Source organism: Herbaspirillum sp. BH-1 (assembly GCF_002870055.1).
GTDB classification, from domain to species: Bacteria; Pseudomonadota; Gammaproteobacteria; order Burkholderiales; family Burkholderiaceae_D; genus Herbaspirillum; species Herbaspirillum frisingense.
In genome coordinates this window covers 1-25,311 of sequence record NZ_PKOI01000028.1, presented here as the reverse complement: position 1 = coordinate 25,311, position 25,311 = coordinate 1, and the positions used below count along the sequence as shown (strand labels likewise).

The window sequence follows — 25,311 nt, the reverse complement described above, 5'->3', positions numbered from 1 at the left end:
GGCCACGGCAATACCGAACGTCATCGCCAGCCCAGGCTGGCATCGCAGGAGCCTCACCATGAACCACACCACCCCGCCCGCCTCGACCGTCGCCACCACTGGCCATTCGCCGGAAAGCTCGCCCCTGGGCAAGAGCTCGGAATACCCCACCCATTACGATCCAACCCTGCTGTTCCCCATCCCGCGCGCACCCAAGCGCGCCGAATTGCAGATCAGCGGCACCCTGCCCTTCTTCGGCGTCGATATCTGGACCGCCTATGAAATCTCCTGGCTGAACCTGCGCGGCAAGCCGCAGATCGCCATCGCCACCTTCATGGTGCCGGCCGATTCGCCCAACATCATCGAATCGAAGTCCTTCAAGCTGTACCTGAATTCGTTCAACCAGGAGCGCCTGGAAAGTGCCGACCAACTGGTGGAAAAGCTGCGCACCGACCTGTCGGCCGCTGCAGGTGCCGGGGTGCAGGTGATGCTGACCGAATCGTCGCAGTTCGGCCAGTTGCAGTTCGGCGAACTGGCCGGCCTGTCGCTGGATCGCCTGGATGTGGAAATCGAACCCGCCAGCGGTGGCGCCCATCCTGACGGCAGCCAACTGCGCGCCAACCACGAGGAAGCCCTGGTCGAGGAAACCCTGGTGTCGCACCTGCTCAAGTCCAACTGCCCGGTGACCAGCCAGCCGGATTGGGGCAGCGTGCAGATCCACTATGTGGGCGCGCCCATCGACCAGGAACGGCTGTTGAAATACATCATCGGATTCCGCGAGCACAACGAATTCCATGAGCAGTGCGTGGAACGCATCTTCAGCGACATCCTGCGCTACTGCAAACCGCAGAAGCTGGCCGTCTATGCACGCTACACGCGACGCGGCGGCCTGGACATCAATCCCTGGCGCAGCAACTTCTCCAGCGCCAAACCGCCCTCGCAATTGCGTAACGCCCGCCAATAAGGCGGCGCCACTGGACCCGCCCGTCGGGTGCCAGTTGTAAAAACAACGTCAGTAAATTGTTACCGGATCTTGCCATGCAGGCACTTGCCTCCTTTAAGGGACAGGCGGCGTGACCAAGGTTTGGTAACATTTTCCGTTTTACAACAATACAGATGAAGGGATATTTTTTCCTTCATGTCTGTCCACTCTTATGTGCATGAGCTTGCCAATCAGGCAGCGCCTTCGCACACCCGATCTTTCTTCAACCCCGTGCTACCACGTTCCAGCTCCGCGCCCCGGAGTCATGGGACTTCTGCTTTACGTCCACAATAACGATGACAACCACCACCTCACTGCGGCCTGCGACCGCTTCTGAACTTCGCGCTGCCCCTGCCCGTCGCACGCTGCGTTGCGCCGCCTTTGTCGCGGCTGCCACCCTCGCGCTGGTGCCGGCGGCCCACGCCGAAGACAACCAGTACAGCCTGTGGCAACAGACCAAGGACCACGCCGCCCACATCTGGGACCAGGGCGACAGTGCCATCTACCTGTCCGGCGTGGCCCACCACGGCCGCAGCACCTATACCCCGCAGAAGCTGGATGAGCTCAATGAACACGCCTGGGGCCTGGGCTACGGCAAGACCCTGCGCAACGACAGTGGCAATGACGAGTCCCTGTATGGATTCGTGATCAAGGACTCTCACCGCCATCCGCAATACATGGCCGGTTATGCCTATGAATGGGTGTTTCCGATTGCCAAGAGCGGCCTGGAAGTGGGCCTGGGCGGCACCGCCATGCTCATGAGCCGGCAGGATTACTTCCACAGCGTCCCCTTCCCGGTACCGTTGCCGCTGGCCTCCATCGGCACCCAGAAGGGCAAGATCATGTTTGCCTACGTGCCGCGCCTGTCCTCCAACAAGAACAACGGCGACGTGCTGCTGATCTTCGGCCGTATCGAGATGTAATTCGAGATGTAATTCGAGATGTAATTCGAGATGTAATTCGAGATGTCATTGCCGGTGATGCGATGACCGATGAGCGGGCCGGTGATGGATAAATCACCAACCCTCATCGGCGCTGGGGTCGGCAAAAATATTTCCACCTATCTCTACAAAAGTCGTACCTTGGGGCAAATCCGCTCCATGCGCCCGAAATCACCTGCTGTTCGGCGCTTTCAAAGCGTTCCTGCGGGTCCAAAGAGGCCTATAATCCTGCTCAAAGCTTCAGCCCGTGGCAATTCCTTGAGCGTCATGACTAATCTCGCAAAAATCCTGTCTCCAGAAAATGTGGTTCTGGATCTGGAAGTCTCCAGCAAAAAAAGAGCCTTCGAACAAGCCGGCCTGACTTTCGAAAACAACAGCGGCATCGCCCGCTCCACCGTTTCCGAAAACCTGTTTGCCCGTGAGCGTCTCGGTTCCACCGGACTGGGTCACGGCGTGGCCGTGCCGCACGGGCGCATCAAGGGCCTGAAGGCGCCGCTGGCGCTGTTCATGCGGCTGGCCGCACCGATCCCCTTCGAATCGCCCGACGGCCAGCCGGTCAAGCTGCTGATCTTCCTGCTCATTCCTGACAACGTGACGCAACAGCACCTGGAAATCCTCTCGGAAATCGCCGAGATGTTTTCCGACGACGCGTTCCGCAACGAGCTCGCCGTCGAGACCGACCCTGCCGTGGTGCATGCACGCATCGTGACCTGGCAGACCTCGATGGAGAAGGCCGGCTGATCAGCCCGGCCGCTCCCGCTCGCCGCCCACCCGCCAGCAGACCAGACCGGATCTACATGCCCACCTATTCCGCGTTGTCGATACAGCAGCTTTACGAAGAAAACCGTGAATCCCTGCAATTGGGGTGGTTTGCCGGCTTCCCCGGCGGCGAACGCCTCATTTCCGGCGACGCCGTCTCGGCCTCCGACCAGGTGGGCCACCTGAACCTGATCCACCCGGGCCGCCTGCAGGTCTTCGGCCATCAGGAAATCGAATACTACAATCGCCTCTCCAACACCTCGCGCGCCTACCAGACCGCCGAGCTGGTGGCCGGCGAGCCGCCGGCCTTCATCATCGCGCAGGGCCTCTCGACGCCGCCCGATCTGCTGGCGGTATGCGACGAAAAGAATATCCCGCTGTTCTCCACCCCGCTGCCGGCGGCGCAGGTAATCGACTACCTGCGGGTGTACCTGTCCAAGAAACTGGCACAGCAGATCACCATGCACGGCGTGTTCATGGACGTGCTGGGCGTGGGTGTGCTGATCACCGGCGAATCCGGCCTGGGCAAGAGCGAGCTGGGGCTGGAACTGATTTCGCGCAGCCATGGCCTGGTGGCCGACGATGCCGTGGAGTTTGCCCGCATCGCGCCCAACATGATCGAGGGGCGCTGCCCGCCGCTGCTGCAGAACCTGCTCGAAGTACGCGGACTGGGGCTGCTGGACATCAAGGCGATCTTCGGTGAGACCGCCGTGCGTCGCAAGATGCGCCTGAAGCTCATCGTGCACCTGGTCCGCCGCAGCACGCTGGAAGAAAACTACGAACGCCTGCCGCTGGATGCGCAGTATGAAGAAGTGCTGGGCCTGCCGATCCGCAAGGTGGTCATTCCCGTGGCGGCCGGCCGCAACATCGCGGTGCTGCTGGAAGCCGCCGTGCGCAATACCATCCTGCAGTTGCGCGGCATCGATACCCTCAAGGAATTCATCGAACGCCAGCGACGGGCAATGAACGGCGAATAGGCAGCGCGACGGCGACGCACCAGCCCGCCAGCAAGCCTTTCCCGCCGTTCGGGAAAGGCCATCCCCTCCCACGAATCGACGCCCCATGCGTTATGATTGCCGCCATGAGAATCGTTCTGATCACCGGCATCTCCGGCTCCGGCAAATCGGTGGCACTCCATGTGCTGGAAGACGCCGGCTATTTCTGCGTCGACAATCTTCCGCCCTCGTTGCTGTGCGACCTGGTGCAAACCCGCATCAAGGAAGGCGCCAGCATGCTGGCCGTGGCCACCGATGCGCGCAGCGCCGATTCCCTGGCCACCCTGCGCACCGACATCGAGACCCTGCGTGCCGAGGGACATGACGTCAAGGTCTTCTTCCTGACCGCCTCTGACGATACGCTCATCACCCGCTTCTCCGAAACCCGACGCAGCCATCCGCTGTCGCACCGGCTGCTGCCCGGACGCAATCCGGCCGACCGTCTCACGCTCACCGAATGCATTGCGCTGGAAAAGGAAATGCTGGGCGACATGCAGGACATCGGCCTGGTCATGGATACCTCGCAGCTGAGCTCCAACAAGCTGCGTCGCTGGATCAAGGAACTGGTGGACCTGGAACGCTCGCCGCTGACGCTGCAGATCGAGTCCTTCGGTTTCAAGCACGGCCTGCCGCTGGACGCCGATCTGGTGTTCGACGTGCGCATGCTGCCCAATCCCCACTACGACGCCGAATTGCGTCCACTGACCGGACGCGATGCGCCAGTCATCGAATTCCTGGCGGCCTATCCCGAGGTGGCCGACATGTTCAACGACATCCGTGGCTTCGTGGAAAAATGGCTGCCGGCCTTCAAGGATGACAACCGCAGCTACCTCACCGTGGCCATCGGCTGCACCGGCGGTCAGCACCGCTCGGTCTATCTGGTCGAACTGCTGGCCAGCCACTTCCGCGCCACCGAGCAGGTGGTGAGCCGGCACCGCCAGTTGAACTGATCGCCCGGGCCGGCGCCGCCGGCTACACCACCGAGAGCAGGTCCCGCGTCCCCAGCACGCCCAGCAACAGCTTCTTGACCGGCGCCGGCAACGGCGCATCGGCCAGCCTGTGGGCCGGATACCAGAGCAGGCCGCGCTCGGCGATGGCCTGGCTGCGACTGCTCAGCGCCACCTGGAAGGGCGCCACGTGCAGCTTGAAGTGGGTAAAGACATGCGAGAACGGCTGCAGCTTGCGGCAGCCTGCCAGCTCGCCGTAGGGCGCCACCAGGGTGCGCACGGCGGTATCGAAGCGCGCCGCATCGGCCACGCCGATCTCCGGCAGCGACAGCAGGCCGCCCCAGATGCCACTGTCGGGCCGTTGTTCCAGCAGGACATCCTCACCATGGGTGATGACCAGCATCACGGTTTCCTTTTCAGGAACCGCCTTCCTGGGCTTGCTCACCGGCAGTTCCGCCACCCGGTCCTGGGCCAAGGCCACGCAGCGCCCGGCCAGCGGACAGCGCTCGCAGGCGGGCTTGCCGCGCACGCACAGGGTGGCGCCCAGGTCCATCAGGCCCTGGGTATAGGATTCGATATCCTGCGGCGGCAGGAGCGCCACGGCACGCAGCCAGAGCCTGTCTTCCACCGGCTTGGCGCCCGGATAGCCATCGACCCCGAACACCCGCGCAAAGACACGCTTGACGTTGCCATCCAGGATGGCGGCGCGACGGCCATAGGAAAAGGCCGCAATCGCCGCCGCCGTGGAACGGCCGATGCCGGGCAGGTCGGCCAGCAGTTCGGGATCCTCCGGAAAACGCCCTCCGTATTCGGCCACCACGCGCTGCGCACACTTGTGCAGGTTGCGCGCACGGGTGTAGTAGCCCAGCCCGCTCCAGAGCGCCATCACATCCTCGGAGGGAGCTGCGGCCAGCGAGAAGACATCCGGGCAGCGCTCCAGGAAGCGCTGGTAATACGGGATCACGGCCGCCACCTGGGTCTGCTGCAGCATGATTTCCGAGAGCCAGACGCGATAGGCGTCGCGGGTATTCTGCCAGGGCAGCTTGTGGCGACCGTGCTGTTTCTGCCACGCGATCACCTGAGCCGAGAAGGAGGAATCTTCATATTCCGACACCTCACCGGCAGCAGCCTTGCCCCGTGATTCGACAATACCCTTCATTTCTGGCAACTCACGCAATAAAAAGTGGAACGCTGGCCCTGCTTGATCTGGCGGATCGGCGTGGCGCAGATGCGGCAGGCCTCGCCGGTGCGGTTATAGACGAAGTAACTCTGCTGGAAATAACCCGACTGACCATTGACGGCAATGAAGTCGCGCAGCGTGCTGCCGCCCTGCTCGATGGCCGCGGCCAGCGTTTCACGGATGGCCTCGGCCAGGCGTTCGTAGCGCGCCAGGCTGATCTTGTAGGCCGGCGTCTTGGGATTGATGCGCGCCTTGAACAGGCTCTCGGACGCGTAGATATTGCCGACCCCCACCACGATGTCGCCGGCCAGCAATACCTGCTTGATCGGCGCGCTGCGGCCACGGGTCTGCTTGAACAGCTCGCGGGCGCTGAACTTGTCTTCCAGCGGCTCCAGCCCCAGGCTGCGCAGCAGCAGGTGTTCCTCGATGGCGCCATCGGCGCTGTCATGCCAGAGAATGGCGCCGAAGCGGCGCGGATCGGTCATGCGCATGACCTGGCCGCCCACTTCCAGATCGAAATGATCATGCTTTTGCGGCGCGATGCCCGGCGGCAGGATGCGCAGGTGACCGGACATGCCCAGGTGCACGATCAGGGTGCCATGGTCGAAATGGATCAGCAGGTATTTGCCGCGACGTCCGGTACGCCGGATCACCCGCCCCACCAGCAGGCCCTGCAAGCCCGTCGGGAACGGCCAGCGCAGGCCGGTGTGACGCAGGACGACGCCGCTGACGGTCTGGCCTTCGAGATAGGGCGCGACCCCGCGACGGGTGACTTCGACTTCTGGTAATTCTGGCATCGGCTGGCGGATAAGGGAGGACGGGCGTGAAGCTGCATATGATAATGCAGATGCCGAAAACAAGACCTGAAGCCGCAGGTGCAACCTGCGCAGGGAAGCTTGTCAAAGATGGATTACACTGCGCTGTCAGCAAAGCCACGTTTGTTGCGCGTAAAATCGAAACTCTCCGAATCGTCAGGATGAAATCTTGAAAAAAACCATCGCTCTCCTCACCAGTTCCCTGCTGCTGACTGCCTGCGCAAGCCTGCAACAGCCCGGCGACAAGGCGGATGCCCAGGCGGCCCAGGACCAGAAGAGCGCGTCGGCCAAGTCGGCCGCCAATCGCAAGAAAGCCCCCAAGGCCAAGGTCCAGCCGCAGGAAGACACCCTGCCTGCGCTGGAGCTGAGCGAGGACATCCTTTACAAAGTGCTGACAGCCGAGATCGCCTTCCAGCGTGGTCAATGGCAGTCGGCCTACGTGACCATGCTGGCGGCCGCGCAGCAGACGCGCGACCCGCGCCTGGCCAAGCGTGCTGCCGAAATGGCGGTAGCGGCGCGCCAGGCTGGCGAAGCACTGGTGGCAGTGCGCCTGTGGACCGAACTGGCACCGCACTCCGATGAAGCCCTGCAGAACTATCTGGGCCTGATCATGCTCTCGGACAGCGTCGATGAAATCGAACCGCTGCTGACCCAGCGCCTGGCCGATGCCGCGCCACAGGCGCGTGGCCCGATGATCCTGCAGATCCAGCGCCTGCTCTCGCGGGCCAAGGACAAGCAGGCCAGCTTCACCATCCTGCAGAACATCACCAAGCCCTATGGCGACCTGATGGAAACCCACCTGGCCCTGGCCCAGGGCGCCTTCAGCATCGGCGATGGCGCCCAGGCCCAGCGCGAGGCGCGCGCAGCCCTGAAGATCAAGCCGGACTCCGAACTGGCCGTGCTGACCGCCGCCCAGGTGGCCTCCGACAACAAGGACGCCACCAAGCTGGTGACCGACTTCCTGCGCAAGTATCCCGATGCGCGCGAAGTGCGCGTGGCCTACGCCCGCAGCCTGGTGGAACAGAAGGATTACAAGCAGGCCCGCAGCCAGTTCGAGACGCTGTTGAAGGAAGACGGCGAAGACGCCACCACCCTCTTCGCGCTGGGCGTGCTGTCGGCCCAGACCGACCAGTTGAAGGATGCCGAATACTATCTGCAGCGCTACCTGCAGGTGCTCTCGGCCCAGCCCGAAGATGATCGCGACCCCAGCCAGGCGCTCCTGCTGCTCTCGCGCATCGCCGAGGAACGGCGCGATCTGGATTCGGCGCTGCGCTATCTGGACCAGGCTGAACCGGGTAGCGAAGGCTACGTCAACATCCAGGTGCGCCGTGCCCAGCTGCTGGCACGCAAGGCCGACATCGAAGGTGCCCGCAAGGCGCTGGAACAGGCCCAGTCCGAATCGGCCAATGATGGTGAGCAACTGCAACTGCTGCTGGCCGAATCGAGCCTGCTGCGCGACGCCAACCGCAACCAGGAAGCCGCCGACGTGCTCAAGGGCGGCCTGGAACGCTTCCCCAACAATACCGACCTGCTCTACGACTATTCCATGGTCCTGGAAAAGCTGGGCAAGTACGACGAGATGGAAAAGTCCCTGCGTCGCGTGATGCAACTGGCCCCCGGCAACCAGCATGCCTACAACGCGCTGGGCTATTCGCTGGCCGATCGCAATGTGCGCCTGCCGGAAGCGCTGGATCTGATCCAGAAGGCGGCCGACCTGGCCCCGGAAGATGCCTTCATCGCCGACAGTCTGGGTTGGGTGCTGTTCCGCATGGGTCGCGCCGAACAGGCCGAGACCCAGATGCGCCGCGCCTATGGACTGCGTCCGGATGTTGAGATCGGCGTCCACCTGGGCGAAGTGCTCTGGACCAACGGCAAGCAGGATGAGGCGCGCAAGGTCTGGCGTGAGGCTGCGCTGAAGGAACCCAACAATGAAGTCCTGAAAAGCACGCTGGCGCGGCTCAATGTGAAGTTATGAGTCGCTTGCGTTCCTATCATGGCTTCCTGAAGGCGGCGCCTTTCTGTCTGGCCGTCCTGCTGGCCGGCTGCGCCACGGTATCGCAGGACAGCGTGGCGCCCAACGCCAGCGCGCCGGCCTACCAGTCCAGCATCGAGATCGATGGCCGCATCTCGGTCCAGTACGAGCAGGACCAGCGCCCGCAGTCTCTGCACGGCAGCTTCTTCTGGAAGCAGACCCCGCAGGAACTGAACCTGGACATGTTCTCGCCCCTGGGCCAGACGGTCGCCACCATCAACGTCAAGCCCGGCATCGCCACCCTGGTGCAATCCGGGCGCGCACCGCAGGTGGCGCCCGATGTGGATGAACTGGCCGCGCAATCGCTGGGATGGCCCCTGCCGGTATCGGGCATGCGCCAGTGGCTGCAGGGCAGCGGCATCGATGCCAGCGGCAAGCCCTTCACCGCCCGCGCCGGCACGGAAGCAGCCAGCTTCGACACACGCGATGGCTGGCGCATCACCTACGCCAACTGGGAGACCGATGCCGCCAGCGGCCAGGTCCGCCCCAAGCGCATCGACATGACCCGCAGCACCGCACAGGCCGGCAAGGTCGCCATCCGCATCGCCATCGATGGCTGGAAAAAGCCCTGAACGCGCTGCCCTGCCCTGAGACCCCACGTCTTCACTTGCCCTCACCCGACGACGCAACACGCATGACCACCACCCTCACCGCCTGCCCGGCACCGGCCAAGCTCAATCTGTTCCTGCACGTGACCGGCCGCCGTCCGGATGGCTATCACCTGCTGCAATCGGCCTTCCAGTTGATCGACCGGTGCGACACGCTGGACTTCGCCCTGCGCGACGACGGCCACATCGTCAGGACCAATGAGGTGGCGGGCGTGCCGGCCGAGTCCGATCTGGTGATCCGCGCAGCGCACCTGCTGCGCGAGGCCAGCGGCAAGCCCCACCTGGGCGCCGACATCACCGTGCACAAGATCCTGCCGATGGGCGGTGGCGTGGGCGGTGGTTCATCCGACGCGGCAACCACGCTGATGGTCTTGAATCATCTGTGGAATTGCGGCTACAATCGCGCCTCTCTGATGGAGATGAGCCTGAAACTGGGCGCCGACGTTCCCTTCTTCCTGTTTGGCCGCAATGCATTCGCAGAAGGCGTGGGTGAAGAGCTGGCGGCACTGCGCACCGCGGATTGCTGGTTCGTGGTCATCGAACCAGGCGTATCTGTTCCAACTTCTTTAATATTTTCTTCAAAGTTGTTGACAAGGGATACCGAACCCGTCAGAATAACGGACTTTCCTGATGCGACGAAACAAATCGCTTCCAGCTTCGGGAAGAACGATCTGGAAATGGTGGCAACTGCGCATTTCCCCGAAGTTGCAGCGGCAGTCGAATGGCTGAGCAGGTTCGGGAGCGCAAGAATGACCGGATCTGGCGCCTGTGTGTTTTGTGCATTCGAACACGAACATCAGGCAGACGAAGTGCTCAAGCAATTGCCTTCGCGCTGGATCGGCTGGAAAGCCAAAGCGATGCAGGAACATCCTCTCGCCCATTTAGTGCAGTCGTAAAGAAGAATTGGTTTGACGTGAGCGCAGCGCCTGGCATAGAGCGCGCGACACGGCGAGCAGCAAGTTGCGTAGGGGAATCGCCAAGCTGGTTAAGGCACCGGATTTTGATTCCGGCATTCCAAGGTTCGAATCCTTGTTCCCCTGCCATTTAATTCGGACAGGCCGCAGTACAGGCCCGGGTCCAGTCAGAAAAATAAGCCGTCAATGTGAGACCGATCAAGTCAAGCATTGTCGGCTTTTCGACTTTTTAACGATTGCATTCAGGGATACCCACATGGCACTTGAGAACCTGATGGTTTTTACGGGCAACGCCAACCCCGAACTGGCGCGCGGCGTCGCTGAGAAACTCGGTATCCCGCTGGGCAAGGCCAATGTTTCCAAGTTCTCCGACGGCGAAGTCATGGTCGAGATCAATGAAAACGTTCGCGGCAAGGACGTCTTCGTGCTGCAGTCCACCTGCGCACCGACCAATGACAACCTGATGGAAATCATGATCATGGTCGACGCTCTGAAGCGCGCTTCGGCCGGTCGCATCACTGCCGCCATCCCCTACTTCGGTTATGCCCGCCAGGATCGCCGCCCGCGTTCGGCACGGGTGGCCATCTCGGCCAAGGTCGTGGCCAACATGCTGCAGGAAGCCGGCGTTGAACGCGTCCTGATCATGGATCTGCACGCAGACCAGATCCAGGGCTTCTTCGACATCCCGGTGGACAACATCTACGCCTCGCCCATCCTGCTGGGCGACCTGGTCAACAAGAACTACGACGACCTGCTGGTGGTCTCGCCCGACGTCGGCGGCGTGGTGCGCGCCCGCGCTCTGGCCAAGCGCCTGAACTGCGACCTGGCCATCATCGACAAGCGTCGTCCCAAGGCCAACGTCTCCGAAGTGATGAACATCATCGGTGAAGTCGAAGGCCGCAACTGCGTCATCATGGATGACATGGTCGACACCGCCGGCACCCTGACCAAGGCTGCCGAGGTGCTGAAGGAACGTGGCGCCAAGAAGGTCGTGGCCTACTGTACCCACCCGGTGCTGTCGGGTCCCGCCATCGACCGCATCGCCAATTCGCCCCTGGACGAACTGGTGGTGACCGACACCATACCGCTGTCGCCGGCTGCACGTGGCTGCGCCAAGGTGCGTCAACTGACCTGCGCGGACCTGCTGGCCGAGACCTTCAAGCGCATCACCAAGGGTGACTCGGTGATGTCGCTGTTCGCTGAATAAGATTTTGCATTCGCCTCGCTGCGGTTTTCCGTGGCGAGGTTTTTTCATATTCCCTGGTCGCGGGGAATATTTAACTTGCGGGGCAACCGTCGATTGAATGATTCAACGACGAGCCCTGCCAACATTGGAGCTTCAACATGAAAGTGATCGCCTTTCCGCGTAATGAACAGGGCACCGGAGCGAGCCGCCGCCTGCGTCGCGCGGGTCAAACCCCGGGTATCGTCTACGGTGGCACCGCTGCCCCGCTGAACATCGCCGTTGACCACAACGCCCTGTACCACGCCCTGAAGAAGGAAACCTTCCACTCGTCCATCCTGGACCTGGAAATCGACGGCAAGGTCGAACAAGTGCTACTGCGTGACTTCCAAGTCCACGCGTTCAAGCAACTGGTCCTGCACGTTGACTTCCAGCGCGTGGACGCTTCCCAGAAGCTGCACACCAAGGTGCCCCTGCACTTCGTGAACGCTGAAGTGTCGCCGGCCGTCAAGCTGCACGCCGGCATCATCAGCCACGTGGCTGCTGAACTGGACGTGACCTGCCTGCCGAAGAACCTGCCTGAGTTCATCGAAGTCGACCTGTCCAAGCTGGACGTCGGTCAATCGATCCACCTGGCTGACCTGAAGCTGCCCAACGGCGTGACCGCCGTCACCCAGGAAAACCTGACCATCGCCACCGCCACCGTGCCGGCCGGTCAAGTTGCCGCTGAAGGTGAAGCTGCTGCTGGCGGCACCGAAGAAGCCAAGTAATCCGCTTTCTTCCGCTGCAAGAAAAAACCCGCCGAATCTGATTCGGCGGGTTTTTTTTCGTCTACAGCACAACAGGCTGTCAGGCTTTTATCTTTAGCCAGGCCTCGCGCTGACGCACCGTCGCCACCGGCTTGGGCAAGGCCTTCAGGCTCACCTGCGGTGCCGTATCCGCCTTGAGCTTGACGTTGAACTCCATCAGTTCATCACGACGGAAGGCATGCACACGCACCGTATCGTTGAGTCGGTAACGCGCCAGCAAGCCATCGGGACCGGATGCAGGCACACGCAAGCCATCGATGGCCACCAGCTTGTCTCCGGCCGACAGGCCCGCCTGCATCGCAGGGCCGCCTTCGTACAGCGCTGCCAGCTTGGCGTCGCTGCCATCCTTGGTGATACGCGCGCCCAGCCAGGGCTTGGCGTCCGCCGGCAACGCTGCCTCATAGGCCAGTCCGAAGGCCGGCAGCAACACTTCCAGCGGCACGTCCTCGGTACCGCGGATGCAGCGGTCGTGGAAGCGCTTGAGGTCGGCGCCGGCGAATTGCTCCATCAGTTCCAGGATGCCCTCTTCCGGCACGCCCTGCGGCCTGCCCTGGTAGAAGTCGCGGCCAAAACCGGTCCACAGCCCGCGCATGACATCGTCCAGCGAACGGCGGCCGCCGGTCTGCTGGCGGATCGTCAGGTCCAGTCCCATCGCCACCAGCGAGCCCTTGGTGTAATAGCTGACGATGGCATTGCTGGCGTTTTCGTCCTGACGGTAATACTTGACCCAGGCATCGAAGCTGGATTCGGCCACGCTCTGCTTCTTGCGACCGCTGCCGCGCAGCACGCCGGTGATGGTCTTGCCGATCAGTTTCAGATAGTTGTCGGTATCGATGACACCGGTACGCACCAGGAACAGGTCGTCGTAATAGCTGGTGAAGCCCTCGAACAGCCATAGCAGCGAGGTGTAGTTCTCCTGGCGCAGATCGTAGGGGGCGAATACCGCCGGCTTGATGCGCTTGACGTTCCAGGTATGGAAATATTCGTGGCTGCACAGGCCCAGGTAGGTACGGTAGCCATCGGTCTGCTCCGGCTTGCCCTTGACCGGGAGGTCGGCGCGCGAGCAGATCAGGGCGGTGGAAGCACGATGCTCCAGGCCGCCGTAGCCATCGCCGACGGCCAGCGTCATGAAGACATAGCGGTCCATGGGCGCGCGCTTGGTGCGTGGCTCGAAGAAGGCGATCTGGGCTTCACAGATCTTCTTGAGGTCATCGCACAGGCGCGCCATGTCGAGATTGGGCACGCGGCCGGTAATGACCACGTCATGCGGCACGCCATGCGCCTGGAAGCTGGCCAGGGTGAAATCGCCGATTTCCACCGGATGATCGATCAGCTCATCGTAGTTCTGCGCCACATAGGTGCCGAAGCCATAGCGCTTGGCCTTGAGTTCAGCCATGGCCGTGGCGACGCGCCAGCGCTTGAACTGGTCGCCCTCGGGACGACGGATTTCCACCACCTGCTGAGCCTGCTCGAAACCATGCGCGGCCAGGAACACGCTGGTGCCGTTGAAGAAGCCATGGGTGTCGTCCAGGTGCGCGGTGCGCACCGACAGGTCCCAGGCATAGACCTGATAATGCAGGGTGAGCGCGCCCTTGCAGGGAGCGGCTTGCCAGGTGTGCTTGTCGAGCTTTCTGACCTGCACCTTGCGACCGGCTGACTCACCGCGCAAGGCCACGATGTTCTTGCCGAACTCGCGGATCATGTAGCTGCCCGGAATCCAGGCCGGTAGCGAAAACACCTGGCCCTCCGGCGCTGGCGAGTCGACGGTGACGCTGACCTCATAGACATGGGAGGAGGGATTGAGGGAAGTGATGCTGTAGCGGATCGGGGTGGCCATTGCAGTGTGGAGATGATGCCGGCGGGCGGCGATGGCCCATTTTACACGCGGCAAAAATAAAAAAACCGGACCGACTTGCGTCGGCCCGGGTCCAGGGTCAAATGAAGCTAACCGTTAAAACTATTTAAATCATATAAATCGTTTGATGCAGTCCGTCATGCCGGATCAGCGCGGCAGCAGCGAGCTGCCCATCAGGAACTCGTCCACCGCACGGGCGCACTGGCGACCTTCGCGGATCGCCCATACCACCAGCGACTGGCCACGACGCATGTCCCCTGCAGCAAAGACCTTGTCCACCGAGGTCTTGTAGCAGCCTTCGCCATCGGTGGTGGCCTTGGCGTTGCCGCGGGCATCCTTGTCCACGCCGAAAGCCTCCAGCACCTGCGCCACCGGCGAGACGAAGCCCATGGCCAGCAGCACCAGATCAGCCTTGATCTCGAATTCCGAATCGGGGACTTCGACCATCTTGCCGTCCTTGAACTCGACGCGCGCGGCGATGAGCTTCTCGACCTTGCCGCCCTTGCCTTCCAGACGCTTGGTGGTGACCGCGAAATCGCGCTCGCAACCTTCTTCGTGCGAAGACGAGGTGCGCAGCTTGATCGGCCAGTAGGGCCAGACCAGCGGCTTGTTTTCGGATTCCGGCGGTTGCGGCATCAGTTCGAACTGGGTCACGGCAGCAGCGCCATGACGGTTGGAGGTACCCACGCAGTCGGAGCCGGTGTCACCACCGCCGATGACGACCACGTTCTTGCCGGTGGCCATGATCTGGTTCTTCAGCTTGTCACCAGCATTGACCTTGTTCTGCAGCGGCAGGAAGTCCATGGCGAAATGCACGCCCTTCAGTTCGCGACCCGGCACCGGCAGGTCACGCGGGGACTCGGCGCCACCGGCGATGATGACGGCGTCGAATTCCTTCTTCAGTTCGTCGGGGGAGACGGTTTCCTTGGACCAGTTGTTGACGGTCTCGGGGAAATCCTTGCCCACGAAGACGCTGGTACGGAAGCTCACGCCTTCGGCCTTCATCTGTTCCACGCGCAGGTCGATGTGCGACTTTTCCATCTTGAAGTCGGGGATGCCATAACGCAGCAGGCCACCCACGCGATCACTCTTCTCGAACACGGTCACGTCGTGACCGGCGCGCGCCAGTTGCTGGGCAGCGGCCAGGCCGGCAGGACCGGAACCGACCACGGCGACCTTCTTGCCGGTCTTGACGGCAGCCGGTTGCGGCACCACCCAGCCGTTTTCCCAGCCCTTGTCGATGATGAAGTGCTCGATCGACTTGATGCCCACGGCGTCATTGTTGATGCCCAGGGTGCAGGCGGCTTCGCAGGGTGCCGGGCAGATGCGGCCGGTGAACTCGGGGAAGTTGTTGGTCTGGTGCAGGGTGTCCAGGGCTTCCTTGTAGTTGCCGCGATAGACCAGATCATTCCAGTCGGGAATGATGTTGTTGACCGGGCAGCCGTTGTTGCAGAAGGGGATACCGCAGTCCATGCAACGCGCGCCCTGGATCTTGGCGTCGGCGTCGCTCAGGTGCAGGACGAACTCCTTGTAGTGCTTGGTGCGCGCTGCTGGCGCTTCGCTGGCCTCTTTCAGGCGCTGGTATTCCATGAAACCGGTTGCTTTTCCCATTTTCCTCTCACATTCTCGCTAAGGATGCGGCGGGCGGCGCTCTTCATTTCTGGCGCCACGCCCGCCGGCGTGCTTGATTGACTCGAAAGTTACGCTGGCTGATGACGATCAGGCAGCGACCTTCTCCTTCTTCGATTGGGCAGCGGCAGCCAGTTCGGCCAGCGCACGCTTGTACTCCGTCGGGAACACCTTGACGAACTTGGCGCGCGATGCCGCCCAGTTATCCAGCAGGTAGCGCGCACGCGTGCTGCCGGTGTACTTGAAGTGACGCTCAATCAAGCCGCGCAGGATGGCTTCGTCGGTCTGGCGATCGCCACCGCGCAGCAGGCTGTGCCAGATGTCGCGGTTGACGGTCTGTTCCTGTTCGGTGTCCGACAGGACCTTTTCCAGGCTGACCATGGCGGTGTTGCACTTGCCGGCGAAATCACCTTCCGGGTCATACACGTAGGCGATGCCACCCGACATGCCGGCTGCGAAGTTGCGGCCGGTATTGCCCAGCACGACCACGGTGCCACCGGTCATGTATTCGCAACCGTGGTCGCCGGTGCCTTCCACCACGGCGGTGGCGCCCGAGTTACGCACTGCGAAGCGTTCGCCGGCCACGCCGTTGATGAAGGCTTCGCCATTGATGGCGCCATACAGCACGGTGTTACCGGAGATCATGTTGTCCACGGCGCGGCCACGGAACTCGGTGTTGGGACGCACGATGATGCGGCCACCCGAGAGACCCTTGCCGACGTAGTCGTTGCCTTCGCCGACCAGGTCCAGGGTCACGCCCTTGGCCAGGAAGGCGCCGGCCGACTGGCCTGCGGTACCTTGCAGCTGGATGTGGATGGTGTCATCCGGCAGGCCTTCGTCGCCGTAACGCTTGGCGACTTCACCCGAGAGCATGGCACCGACGGTACGGTTCAGGTTCTTGATCGGGGAGATGAAGGAAACCTTCTCGCCCTTTTCCAGCGCGATCTTGGCTTGCGCGATCAGCTTGTGGTCCAGTGCCTTGTCCAGGCCGTGATCCTGGAGGTCGGTGTGATACACCGGCAGCTTCGATTCCGGCTGATGGAAGATGCGGCTGAAGTCCAGGCCACGGGCCTTCCAGTGGGCGATGGCCTTGGAACGGTCCAGCAGGTCGGCGCGGCCGATCAGCTCGTCGAACTTGCGGATACCCAGCTGGGCCATGATCTGGCGCGCTTCTTCGGCGATGAAGAAGAAGAAGTTGACCACGTGTTCCGGCTTGCCGGAGAACTTGGCGCGCAGCACCGGATCTTGCGTGGCCACGCCCACCGGGCAGGTGTTCAGGTGGCACTTGCGCATCATGATGCAGCCTTCGACCACCAGCGGTGCGGTGGCGAAACCGAATTCGTCGGCGCCCAGCATGGCGCCGATGACGACGTCACGGCCGGTCTTCATCTGGCCGTCGGCCTGCACGCGGATGCGGTTGCGCAGGCCATTCAGGACCAGGGTCTGCTGCGTTTCGGCCAGGCCCAGTTCCCACGGCGAACCTGCATGCTTGATCGAGGACAGCGGCGAAGCGCCGGTGCCGCCATCATGGCCAGCGATGACCACGTGGTCGGACTTGGCCTTGGCCACGCCGGCCGCCACGGTACCCACGCCCACTTCGGAGACCAGCTTGACCGAGATCGAGGCACGCGGATTGACGTTCTTCAGGTCGTGGATCAGCTGTGCCAGATCTTCGATGGAGTAGATGTCGTGGTGCGGCGGCGGCGAGATCAGGCCCACGCCCGGCACCGACACGCGCAGCTTGGCGATGTATTCGGAGACCTTGTGGCCCGGCAGCTGACCGCCTTCACCCGGCTTGGCACCCTGCGCCATCTTGATCTGGATCTGGTCGGCCGAGATCAGGTATTCGGCGGAAACGCCGAAACGGCCCGACGCCACCTGCTTGATGCGCGAGCGCAGCGAATCACCTTCCTGCAGCGGGATATCGACTTCGATGTGTTCGCGACCGATTTCCGAGGCCAGGGTGGCGCCCTGCTTGATGGGGATGCCCTTCAACTCGTTGCGGTAGCGGTTGACGTCCTCGCCACCTTCGCCGGTGTTGGACTTGCCGCCGATGCGGTTCATGGCGATGGCCAGGGTGGCGTGGGCTTCGGTCGAGATCGAGCCCAGCGACATGGCACCGGTGGCGAAGCGCTTGACGATTTCCTTGGCCGGCTCCACCTCATCGATGGAGATGGCACGCGACGGATCGATCTTGAACTCGAACAGGCCACGCAGCGTCATGTGGCGCTTGGACTGGTCGTTGATGATCTGGGCGTATTCCTTGTAGGTGTTGTAGCTGTTCGAACGGGTCGAGTGCTGCAGCTTGGCGATCGCGTCCGGGGTCCACATGTGCTCTTCGCCGCGGATGCGGAAGGCGTATTCGCCACCGGCGTCCAGGGCGTTGGCCAGCACCGGGTCGGTGCTGAAGGCGGCGGTGTGCAGACGCAGTGCCTCTTCGGCCACTTCGAACACGCCGATACCTTCGACGTTGGACGCGGTGCCCTTGAAGTACTTGTCCACCAGCGCCTTGGACAGGCCGATGGCTTCGAAGATCTGCGCGCCGCAGTAGGACATGTAGGTCGAGATGCCCATCTTGGACATGACCTTCAGCAAGCCCTTGCCGACTGCCTTCTGGAAGTTGTAGATGGCCTTTTCCGGCGACAGGTCGCCCGACAGGCCCTTGGCCATGTCGGACAGGGTGTCCATGGCCAGGTAGGGGTGGATGGCTTCGGCGCCGTAACCTGCCAGCAGGGCGAAGTGGTGCGTTTCGCGGGCCGAGCCGGTTTCCACCACCAGGCCGGTGGAGGTGCGCAGGCCCTTGCTGACCAGGTGCTGGTGGATGGCCGAGGTGGCCAGCAGTGCCGGAATCGGCAGCTGGTCGGCATCGACCTTGCGGTCCGAGATGATCAGGATGTTGTGACCCGACTTGACCGCATCCACGGCCTTGGCGCACAGCGAGGCCAGGCGGGCTTCGATGCCTTCCTTGCCCCAGGAGACGGGGTAGCAGATGTTCAGTTCATAGGACTTGAACTTGCCGCCGCTGTGGGCGCTGATGTTGCGCAGCTTGGCGATGTCGTCATAGTCCAGCACCGGTTGCGACACTTCCAGGCGCATCGGCGGGTTGATGTTGTTGGTGTCCAGCAGGTTGGGCTTGGGGCCGATGAAGGACACCAGCGACATGACCAGGGCTTCGCGGATCGGGTCGATCGGCGGGTTGGTCACCTGGGCGAACAGCTGGCGGAAGTAGTTGTAGAGCGTCTTGTTCTTGTTGGACATGACGGCCAGCGGCGAGTCATTGCCCATGGAACCGATGGCTTCCTCGCCGCCCGTGGCCATGGGGGCCATCAGGAACTTGATGTCTTCCTGGGTGTAGCCGAAGACTTGCTGCAGGTCCAGCAGCTTCAGGGACGACGACGGCTGGCGTGCCTCTTCCTTCAGTTCGTCCAGCTTCACGCGCACCGAGTTGATCCACTGCTTGTAGGGCTTGGCGTTGGCGTAGGTATCCTTCAGTTCCTTGTCGTCGATGATGCGGCCGGCGTCCAGGTCGATCAGGAACATCTTGCCCGGTTGCAGGCGCCACTTCTGGATGATCTTGGATTCGGGAATGGGCAGCACGCCGGATTCGGACGCCATCACCACCAGGTCGTCATCGGTGACGATGTAGCGTGCCGGACGCAGGCCGTTACGGTCGAGCGTGCCGCCGATATGGCGACCATCGGTGAAGGCCAGCGCGGCCGGGCCGTCCCACGGCTCCATCATCGCGGCGTGGTATTCGTAGAAGGCGCGACGGTTGTCGTCCATCGAGGTGTGGTTTTCCCAGGCTTCGGGCACCATCATCATCATCGCCTGCGGCAGCGGATAGCCGGCCATGACCAGCAGTTCCAGCGCGTTGTCGAAGCTGGCGGTGTCGGACTGGCCTTCATAGATCAGCGGGAACAGCTTCTTCAGGTCCGAACCCAGCACGGCCGACTGCATCACGCCTTCGCGGGCGCGCATCCAGTTGAAGTTGCCCTTGACGGTGTTGATTTCGCCGTTGTGGGCGATCAGGCGGTACGGGTGGGCCAGCGGCCATTCCGGGAAGGTGTTGGTGGAGAAGCGCTGGTGCACCAGGGCCAGGGCCGAGACACAGCGCTCGTCCTGCAGGTCCTTGTAGTACACGCCGACCTGGTCGGCCAGCAGCAAGCCCTTGTAGACCACGGTACGGGCCGACATCGAGGGCACGAAGAATTCCTTGCCGTGCAGCAGGTTCAGCGCCTGGATGGCGTGACCGGAAGACTTGCGGATCACGTAGAGCTTGCGTTCCAGCGCGTCGGTCACCATCACGTCGGGGCCACGGCCGATGAAGATCTGGCGGATCACCGGCTCTTTTTCACGCACGGTCGGGGACATCGGCATGTCGCGGTCCACCGGCACATCACGCCAGCCCAGCACGATCTGGCCTTCGGCCAGCACCGCGCGTTCGATTTCCTGTTCACAGGCAATGCGGGAGGCGTTTTCCTTGGGCAGGAACACCATGCCCACGCCGTATTCGCCGGGCGGCGGCAGGTCCACGCCCTGCTTGGCCATCTCTTCGCGGTAGTACTGGTCGGGAATCTGGATCAGGATACCGGCACCATCGCCCATCAGCGGGTCGGCACCGACCGCACCCCGGTGATCCAGGTTCTTCAGAATGAGCAAACCCTGGTCAACGATGGAATGGGATTTCTTGCCCTTGATATGGGCGATGAAACCGACGCCACAGGCGTCATGTTCATTTGCTGGGTCGTAAAGGCCTTGCGCGTGCATAACGGAACTCCACCACATTGACAGTAAGGATTTGAAGAATAGTGCACTGCACCCAATAGTTCAATGAAAATAATTAGGGTCTGAGTGCAATTTTAATCCCTAGAAATTTCAGGATTTTTTAATTGGGGACAGAGTTATTGTAAACGAGTGCAAGTCATTGATCACAAAACAAAAATTTTAATGACTACGCATCCTGGGCTGCCGCCGCGTCGTCATCCTCGATGACCGCCCGCACATTGGCCGGCCGGCCACGCTTGGCTGGACTGACGCGTCGATGGGTCTGGCGCTCCAGGCCCTGCTTGAAATCTTCCGAGCCCAGCGCCCAACCCTTGAGCGTGGCATCGGTGATGCGCTCCACTTCGGCTCGCGCCAGCCCTTCTTCGGTGAGCTGGCGATAGGCGATCTCACGATCGAAAGGAGTGTTGCCAATCGACCAATATTGAGGGTGGTCGGTGATCAGGCCATCCTGCTTGGCGCCGATGTGATGCATGTAGCTGGACCACGGGTACTCCCCGGGACTGGCCACCAGGCCATTGCGCACGGGGTTGAGCTCGATGTATCGGCAGACGGCGAGCAGGTAGAGCTCGGCGTCGATGACGGTGGCACGATAGCGCCCCTGCCACAGCGTGCCACTGCGCCCGTGCTTCTGGTTGAAATAGGGAACATAGTGGCGCCCTATCCATTGCATCATCCGTGCCAGGCCCTGGTCATCGGCAGGCGTAGCCAGCAGGTGCAGGTGATCCGGCATCAGCACATAGGCATGTATCGCCACCTTGAATTGCCGCGCAGCATCCTTGAGCCAGCCCAGGAAAGCCTGGTGGTCGTCGGCATCGCGGAAGATGACCAGACCGTCATGACCGCGCTGGATAATGTGATGAGGCTGGTTGGGAACGACGAGACGGGGAAGGCGGGCCATGGCGAACGCTGCAAACCGGTAGGGAGGAGGCGCTATTCTAATGCACTCCGTCCCCAATAAAAGCACGTTGCCGAATCGGCATGGCCGAATGACAAAGATCCGGAATTATCTCGAACATCGACGAGTATAAAAAAACCGGCCAGATTGCTCCAGCCGGTCAAGCCCCACGTTGATCTGTCGGCAAGTGCCGTTAGCTGGCGCTCTTTTCCTTACCCCTGGTCATCACCAGGCTGGCGATGATGGAAATCAGCAGGATGGCGCCCACGATGGACAGCGACACCAGCACCGGCACGTGGAACCAGTAGGCCAGCAACATCTTGCCGCCCACGAACAGGAGCACCAGGGCCAGGCCGTACTTGAGCAGGTGGAAGCGCTCTGCCGAATCAGCCAGCAGGAAGTACAGCGCCCGCAAACCCATGATGGCGAACATGTTCGACGTGAAGACGATGAACGGATCCTTGGTAATGGCGAAGATGGCCGGGATGCTGTCGACCGCAAAGATCACGTCGGAAATTTCGATCAGCAACAGGACCAGCATCAGCGGGGTGAAATAGCGCACGCCATTGATGCGGGTGGTGAACTTTTCGCCGTCGTAGTCGTTGCTGATCTTCATATGGCCACGCAACCAGCGCAGCAGCGGGTTGTCGCCCAGGTCGGCTTCCTTGTCGGCGAAGATCAGCATCTTCACACCGGTGAAGACCAGGAAAGCACCGAAGACGTACAGGATCCAGCTGAACTGCGCGATCATCCAGGCACCCAGCAGGATCATCACGGCACGCATGACGATGGCACCCACCACGCCGTACAGCAGCACGCGGCGCTGCATCTCGGGCGGCACGGCGAAGTAGCTGAAGATCATCAGGAAGACGAAGATGTTGTCGACCGACAGCGCCTTCTCGATCAGGTAGCCGGAGAGGAACTCGGCACCCTTCTGGTTGGCGAATTCACGGCCGACGTTGGCATCCAGGTACCACCACATCAGGCCCGCGAACAGGAAGGCCAGTGACACCCAGCCCAGCGACCAGCCCAGTGCCTCCTTGGGAGTGACGCGGTGGGCATGGCGGCCGCCGAGGGCAAACATGTCCAGCGCCAGCATGCCCAGCACGAATACGATGAAACCGCCCCACATGGGCAGGCTTGCAAAACTCTCTACGCCGTTCACGATAGACCTCTCTCTTCTTTTCTATTTTCTGACTGCATTGATGCGTGATGGGTGGCCGGACTCAGTCGAAATCGAAGATCTCGCCGAGGAAGCCCTTTTTCCTGCGCTTGTGATCATGACCGTAGCTGCCGTGGTCATGGCGAGCGCCATGGCCGAAGCGCGGGTCGTAGCCCGGCGGCTGCGGCTGCTGTGGCATCGGCACGCGTACTTGCTGCGGCACCGGTGCTGCCGCCGTCATCTGGCTGGCTGCAGAGCGCTCGATCAGTTTGTCCAGCTCGCCGCGATCAAGCCATACACCGCGGCATTGTGGGCAGTAATCGATCTCGATGCCCTGGCGCTCCGAGATCAGCAGGTTGTGAGATGTACAGACGGGACATTTCATCAGGCTTCTCCTTGATGTCAGTGATGGCAACTGCGGCAGACATGTTGATAACTCATGTTCCCACCGGACAAGGCGCTACTTTAGGCCAAAGCCCGATGAATGAAAATTCGAATATTCTGAGATAATTCATCGGAAAAACCGAAGTATTGAAAGGGGGAGTTCCACATGGCCAGTCTCAACTACAAGCATCTGCACTACTTCTGGACGGTCGCCAAGAGCGGTGCCGTGGCACGCGCTGGCGAACGGCTGCACCTGACGGCGCAGACCATCAGCGGCCAGATCAGCCTGTTCGAGGAAAGCCTGGGCTATAAGCTCTTCAAGCGGGTGGGCCGGCGGCTGGAACTCAACGATGAAGGGCGCATGGTGTTCGATTATGCCGAACGCATCTTCAGCCTGGGCGAAGAACTGGAAGAAGCACTGCGCCTGCGCCCTGGCGGACGCGCCCTGCAGTTACGCGTCGGGGTGGCCGACGCGGTGCCCAAGGCGATTGCCTACCTGCTGCTGGAAAGCGCACTGGCCATGCCGGACCCGATCCGCATCATCTGCCGCGAAGGCAAGCTCGACGTGCTCCTGGCTGACCTCGCCATCCACAAGCTGGACATCATCATTGCCGACAGCCCCATGCCGCCCAATGTAGACGTGCGCGGTTACCACCACCTGCTGGGCGAGTGCGACACCAGCTTCTTCGCCACGCCCGAGCTGGCCCGGCGCTATCGCAAGGATTTCCCGCGCAGTTTCGATGGCGCGCCCTTCCTGATGCCCGGCGAGGACGCCGCCGTCAGGCCGCGCCTGCTGCGCTGGTTCGAAAGGGAAAAGATCCGCCCGCAGATCAGCGGCGAATTCGACGACGGTGCGCTGCTGCTGGCCTTCGGCGACGCCGGCGCCGGCATCTTTGCCGCACCGTCCGCCATCGCCGCGCAGATCCGCAAGCAGTACGGACTGGTGGAAATCGGCAGGACCGATGCCATCCGCGAACAGTTCTATGCCATCTCGGTGGAGCGCAGACTGACGCATCCCGCGGTGCTGGCCATCCAGTCGGCCGCGCGCGGCAACCTGCTGGTCGGCAGTACGGGCAGCACATCCGAAGAGCCACCTGCACGACGCAAAGCCGCAGCCGTCGCCGGTGGGCGCCGGAGCTGAACCTGGATAGTCAAGCAGACAAGAAACACCACGAAGAAATCGGCAACGGTGAGCATATGAACTCACCAAACATCACAGGCCTTACACAAATCGCCCATCACTTTGGTACAAGGCTGATTGTCACGGTCGCGCCACGTCAGAAAAACCGGAGGGACAAAAGAAAAACCCCACGTCCCTTGCGAGCCGTGGGGTAAATCCCATTCTCGGGGGGGAGAATGGAGGGGGAACTTCAATATAGGGAAATCAATGTGCCGTCGCAGCGGTTTTTACAAATGGTTACACCCTCTTCATATGCTGCACAGCACTACATATTTGCATCAATCCGTATGAATCAAATATATCAAACACTCGCCATAAGTAAAGAACGCAACGCCAGGAAGGACGCGGAGTAGCGATCCCGTCTACTGATCAGATAAGTGGTGACACGACCATCGCGGCCCAGCGAGTGGGTGGCGAACCCGTGGGGTTCCATCTGCATCGCGATCACCGAACGCGGCACCACCGCCACGCCGGCCCCGGCCGCCACGCACGCCAGGATGGCGTGATAGGACGCCAGCTCCAGCGTACGCACCGGCACACCGCCGCGACCATGGGTGGCAAACCAGGTCTGCGCGTGGCGGCGATAGGCGCAGCCCTGCTCGAAGACGATGAGCGTATCCAGCGTGACATCCTCCGGCGAGCGCACCCGGCGATGGCTGCGCGGTGTCACCAGCATCAGTTCTTCCTTGAACAGCGGCGTGGCATCGAAGGCCGGATCATCCAGATGACCGGCCACCAGTGCAGCATCAAGCTTGCAGGCGCGGACCTGGGCCACCAGCACGTCAGTGGGCGCGGTGGAGAGCTCCAGACGCACTTCCGGCCAGCGCTGGTGGAATTCGGCCAGGGGCGCCGGCAAGCGGCTGGCAGCAGTGCTTTCCATCGAACCGATGCGCAGCCGACCGCGCGGGCTCTGCGGAGCGACTGCATGGCGAGCCTCCTGCACCAGATCGAGGATGCGTTCGGCGTAATCCAGCAGCGCCTCGCCAGCCGCGGTCAGGACCAGGCGCCGGCGATCGCGCACGAACAGCGGCACGCCCATGGACTCCTCCAGTTGCTTGATGCGCGTAGTCACATTCGACTGCACCCGGTTCAGGCGCTCGGCCGCCCGTGTCACGCCGCCCTCTGCCACCACGGTACGGAAAATCTCCAGTTCAGCCAGTTCCATGCGGTTCTCCTGCCTTTTCCTATGTTCTCGAAAAAAGATGAAGTCATTCTAATTATTCATTTTTTCGAATGACCGGAAAACGATAGCATAGAGCCCTGTCCCTGACACTCCC

20 protein-coding genes and 1 tRNA gene are annotated in these 25,311 nt (G+C 62.0%); 12 read left to right on the top strand and 9 right to left on the bottom strand.

Features of this window, described 5'->3' with window-relative positions; all coding sequences use genetic code 11:
* Window positions 1-58 precede the first annotated feature (58 nt).
* The 5 genes from queF to rapZ all read left to right on the top strand — a co-directional run bounded on the left by queF (window position 59) and on the right by rapZ (window position 4,606).
* Window positions 59-943: an NADPH-dependent 7-cyano-7-deazaguanine reductase QueF gene (gene queF / locus HBH1_RS23235; protein ID WP_077235939.1), complete on the top strand. Its 885-nt coding sequence runs from the start codon at window positions 59-61 to the stop codon at window positions 941-943.
* 314 nt (window positions 944-1,257) lie between these two features.
* Window positions 1,258-1,884, top strand: coding sequence for a hypothetical protein (locus HBH1_RS23230; protein WP_233207689.1), 627 nt, complete (start codon window positions 1,258-1,260; stop codon window positions 1,882-1,884).
* A 285-nt stretch (window positions 1,885-2,169) separates the two neighbouring features.
* The gene (locus HBH1_RS23225; RefSeq protein ID WP_077235941.1) at window positions 2,170-2,643 is read left to right on the top strand and encodes a PTS sugar transporter subunit IIA; all 474 of its coding nucleotides are present in this window, start codon (window positions 2,170-2,172) and stop codon (window positions 2,641-2,643) included.
* 56 nt (window positions 2,644-2,699) lie between these two features.
* Window positions 2,700-3,638, top strand: coding sequence for an HPr(Ser) kinase/phosphatase (gene hprK / locus HBH1_RS23220; protein WP_006465120.1), 939 nt, complete (start codon window positions 2,700-2,702; stop codon window positions 3,636-3,638).
* Between the two features lie 104 nt (window positions 3,639-3,742).
* Window positions 3,743-4,606, top strand: a complete 864-nt coding sequence (gene rapZ / locus HBH1_RS23215) for an RNase adapter RapZ (protein ID WP_039876860.1) — start codon at window positions 3,743-3,745, stop codon at window positions 4,604-4,606.
* 22 nt (window positions 4,607-4,628) lie between these two features.
* Here the strand turns inward: rapZ and mutY are convergent, their stop codons facing one another.
* Both mutY and mutM read right to left on the bottom strand, forming a co-directional pair.
* Window positions 4,629-5,762, bottom strand: coding sequence for an A/G-specific adenine glycosylase (gene mutY / locus HBH1_RS23210; protein ID WP_102664552.1), 1,134 nt, complete (start codon window positions 5,760-5,762; stop codon window positions 4,629-4,631).
* Window positions 5,759-6,580, bottom strand: a complete 822-nt coding sequence (mutM, locus tag HBH1_RS23205) for a bifunctional DNA-formamidopyrimidine glycosylase/DNA-(apurinic or apyrimidinic site) lyase (RefSeq protein ID WP_102664551.1) — start codon at window positions 6,578-6,580, stop codon at window positions 5,759-5,761. The genes mutY and mutM overlap by 4 nt, the downstream gene beginning before the upstream one ends.
* Before the next feature lie 187 nt (window positions 6,581-6,767).
* Between mutM and HBH1_RS23200 the strand changes: the two genes are divergently transcribed.
* From HBH1_RS23200 to HBH1_RS23175, 6 genes are all read left to right on the top strand, one after another.
* Window positions 6,768-8,573, top strand: coding sequence for a tetratricopeptide repeat protein (locus HBH1_RS23200; protein ID WP_102664550.1), 1,806 nt, complete (start codon window positions 6,768-6,770; stop codon window positions 8,571-8,573).
* Window positions 8,570-9,202, top strand: coding sequence for a lipoprotein insertase outer membrane protein LolB (lolB, locus tag HBH1_RS23195; RefSeq protein WP_102664549.1), 633 nt, complete (start codon window positions 8,570-8,572; stop codon window positions 9,200-9,202). The genes HBH1_RS23200 and lolB overlap by 4 nt, the downstream gene beginning before the upstream one ends.
* 62 nt (window positions 9,203-9,264) lie before the next feature.
* Window positions 9,265-10,134, top strand: coding sequence for a 4-(cytidine 5'-diphospho)-2-C-methyl-D-erythritol kinase (ispE, locus tag HBH1_RS23190; protein ID WP_102664548.1), 870 nt, complete (start codon window positions 9,265-9,267; stop codon window positions 10,132-10,134).
* Window positions 10,135-10,204: 70 nt separating this feature from the next.
* Window positions 10,205-10,281, top strand: a tRNA-Gln gene (locus tag HBH1_RS23185).
* A gap of 127 nt (window positions 10,282-10,408) precedes the next feature.
* Window positions 10,409-11,359: a ribose-phosphate pyrophosphokinase gene (locus tag HBH1_RS23180; protein ID WP_006465127.1), complete on the top strand. Its 951-nt coding sequence runs from the start codon at window positions 10,409-10,411 to the stop codon at window positions 11,357-11,359.
* 137 nt (window positions 11,360-11,496) lie between these two features.
* Window positions 11,497-12,105, top strand: coding sequence for a 50S ribosomal protein L25/general stress protein Ctc (locus HBH1_RS23175; RefSeq protein ID WP_102664547.1), 609 nt, complete (start codon window positions 11,497-11,499; stop codon window positions 12,103-12,105).
* Between the two features lie 79 nt (window positions 12,106-12,184).
* On the opposite strand, the gene HBH1_RS23170 is transcribed toward HBH1_RS23175, so the two are convergent.
* The 6 genes from HBH1_RS23170 to HBH1_RS23145 form a co-directional block, all read right to left on the bottom strand.
* Window positions 12,185-13,981: a M61 family metallopeptidase gene (locus HBH1_RS23170; RefSeq protein WP_102664546.1), complete on the bottom strand. Its 1,797-nt coding sequence runs from the start codon at window positions 13,979-13,981 to the stop codon at window positions 12,185-12,187.
* Window positions 13,982-14,146: 165 nt separating this feature from the next.
* A complete protein-coding gene (locus tag HBH1_RS23165) occupies window positions 14,147-15,610 on the bottom strand; it encodes a glutamate synthase subunit beta (protein ID WP_102664545.1) in 1,464 nt (487 codons plus the stop codon).
* Window positions 15,611-15,718: 108 nt separating this feature from the next.
* Window positions 15,719-20,395, bottom strand: coding sequence for a glutamate synthase-related protein (locus HBH1_RS23160; RefSeq protein WP_102664544.1), 4,677 nt, complete (start codon window positions 20,393-20,395; stop codon window positions 15,719-15,721).
* Between the two features lie 184 nt (window positions 20,396-20,579).
* The gene (locus HBH1_RS23155; RefSeq protein WP_102664543.1) at window positions 20,580-21,311 is read right to left on the bottom strand and encodes an REP-associated tyrosine transposase; all 732 of its coding nucleotides are present in this window, start codon (window positions 21,309-21,311) and stop codon (window positions 20,580-20,582) included.
* Between the two features lie 190 nt (window positions 21,312-21,501).
* Window positions 21,502-22,473, bottom strand: a complete 972-nt coding sequence (locus HBH1_RS23150) for a TerC family protein (RefSeq protein WP_039877220.1) — start codon at window positions 22,471-22,473, stop codon at window positions 21,502-21,504.
* Window positions 22,474-22,534: 61 nt separating this feature from the next.
* Window positions 22,535-22,855 carry a TFIIB-type zinc ribbon-containing protein gene (locus HBH1_RS23145; RefSeq protein ID WP_102664542.1) on the bottom strand — a complete coding sequence of 107 codons (321 nt, stop codon included), beginning with the start codon at window positions 22,853-22,855 and terminating at the stop codon, window positions 22,535-22,537.
* Window positions 22,856-23,020: 165 nt separating this feature from the next.
* Here HBH1_RS23145 and nhaR point away from each other — a divergent pair, with 165 nt between their 5' ends.
* Window positions 23,021-23,995, top strand: coding sequence for a transcriptional activator NhaR (gene nhaR / locus HBH1_RS23140; protein WP_102664541.1), 975 nt, complete (start codon window positions 23,021-23,023; stop codon window positions 23,993-23,995).
* A 340-nt stretch (window positions 23,996-24,335) separates the two neighbouring features.
* Here nhaR and HBH1_RS23135 read toward each other — a convergent pair whose 3' ends face one another.
* The gene (locus tag HBH1_RS23135; RefSeq protein ID WP_102664540.1) at window positions 24,336-25,199 is read right to left on the bottom strand and encodes a LysR substrate-binding domain-containing protein; all 864 of its coding nucleotides are present in this window, start codon (window positions 25,197-25,199) and stop codon (window positions 24,336-24,338) included.
* Window positions 25,200-25,311: the final 112 nt, after the last annotated feature.

Coding starts and splice junctions, on each gene's coding strand:
- queF (WP_077235939.1), top strand. CDS start 59: ATGAACCACACCACCCCGCCCGCCTCGACCGTCGCCACCACTGGCCAT.
- HBH1_RS23230 (WP_233207689.1), top strand. CDS start 1,258: ATGACAACCACCACCTCACTGCGGCCTGCGACCGCTTCTGAACTTCGC.
- HBH1_RS23225 (WP_077235941.1), top strand. CDS start 2,170: ATGACTAATCTCGCAAAAATCCTGTCTCCAGAAAATGTGGTTCTGGAT.
- hprK (WP_006465120.1), top strand. CDS start 2,700: ATGCCCACCTATTCCGCGTTGTCGATACAGCAGCTTTACGAAGAAAAC.
- rapZ (WP_039876860.1), top strand. CDS start 3,743: ATGAGAATCGTTCTGATCACCGGCATCTCCGGCTCCGGCAAATCGGTG.
- mutY (WP_102664552.1), bottom strand. CDS start 5,762: ATGAAGGGTATTGTCGAATCACGGGGCAAGGCTGCTGCCGGTGAGGTG.
- mutM (WP_102664551.1), bottom strand. CDS start 6,580: ATGCCAGAATTACCAGAAGTCGAAGTCACCCGTCGCGGGGTCGCGCCC.
- lolB (WP_102664549.1), top strand. CDS start 8,570: ATGAGTCGCTTGCGTTCCTATCATGGCTTCCTGAAGGCGGCGCCTTTC.
- ispE (WP_102664548.1), top strand. CDS start 9,265: ATGACCACCACCCTCACCGCCTGCCCGGCACCGGCCAAGCTCAATCTG.
- HBH1_RS23180 (WP_006465127.1), top strand. CDS start 10,409: ATGGCACTTGAGAACCTGATGGTTTTTACGGGCAACGCCAACCCCGAA.
- HBH1_RS23175 (WP_102664547.1), top strand. CDS start 11,497: ATGAAAGTGATCGCCTTTCCGCGTAATGAACAGGGCACCGGAGCGAGC.
- HBH1_RS23170 (WP_102664546.1), bottom strand. CDS start 13,981: ATGGCCACCCCGATCCGCTACAGCATCACTTCCCTCAATCCCTCCTCC.
- HBH1_RS23165 (WP_102664545.1), bottom strand. CDS start 15,610: ATGGGAAAAGCAACCGGTTTCATGGAATACCAGCGCCTGAAAGAGGCC.
- HBH1_RS23160 (WP_102664544.1), bottom strand. CDS start 20,395: ATGCACGCGCAAGGCCTTTACGACCCAGCAAATGAACATGACGCCTGT.
- HBH1_RS23155 (WP_102664543.1), bottom strand. CDS start 21,311: ATGGCCCGCCTTCCCCGTCTCGTCGTTCCCAACCAGCCTCATCACATT.
- HBH1_RS23145 (WP_102664542.1), bottom strand. CDS start 22,855: ATGAAATGTCCCGTCTGTACATCTCACAACCTGCTGATCTCGGAGCGC.
- nhaR (WP_102664541.1), top strand. CDS start 23,021: ATGGCCAGTCTCAACTACAAGCATCTGCACTACTTCTGGACGGTCGCC.
- HBH1_RS23135 (WP_102664540.1), bottom strand. CDS start 25,199: ATGGAACTGGCTGAACTGGAGATTTTCCGTACCGTGGTGGCAGAGGGC.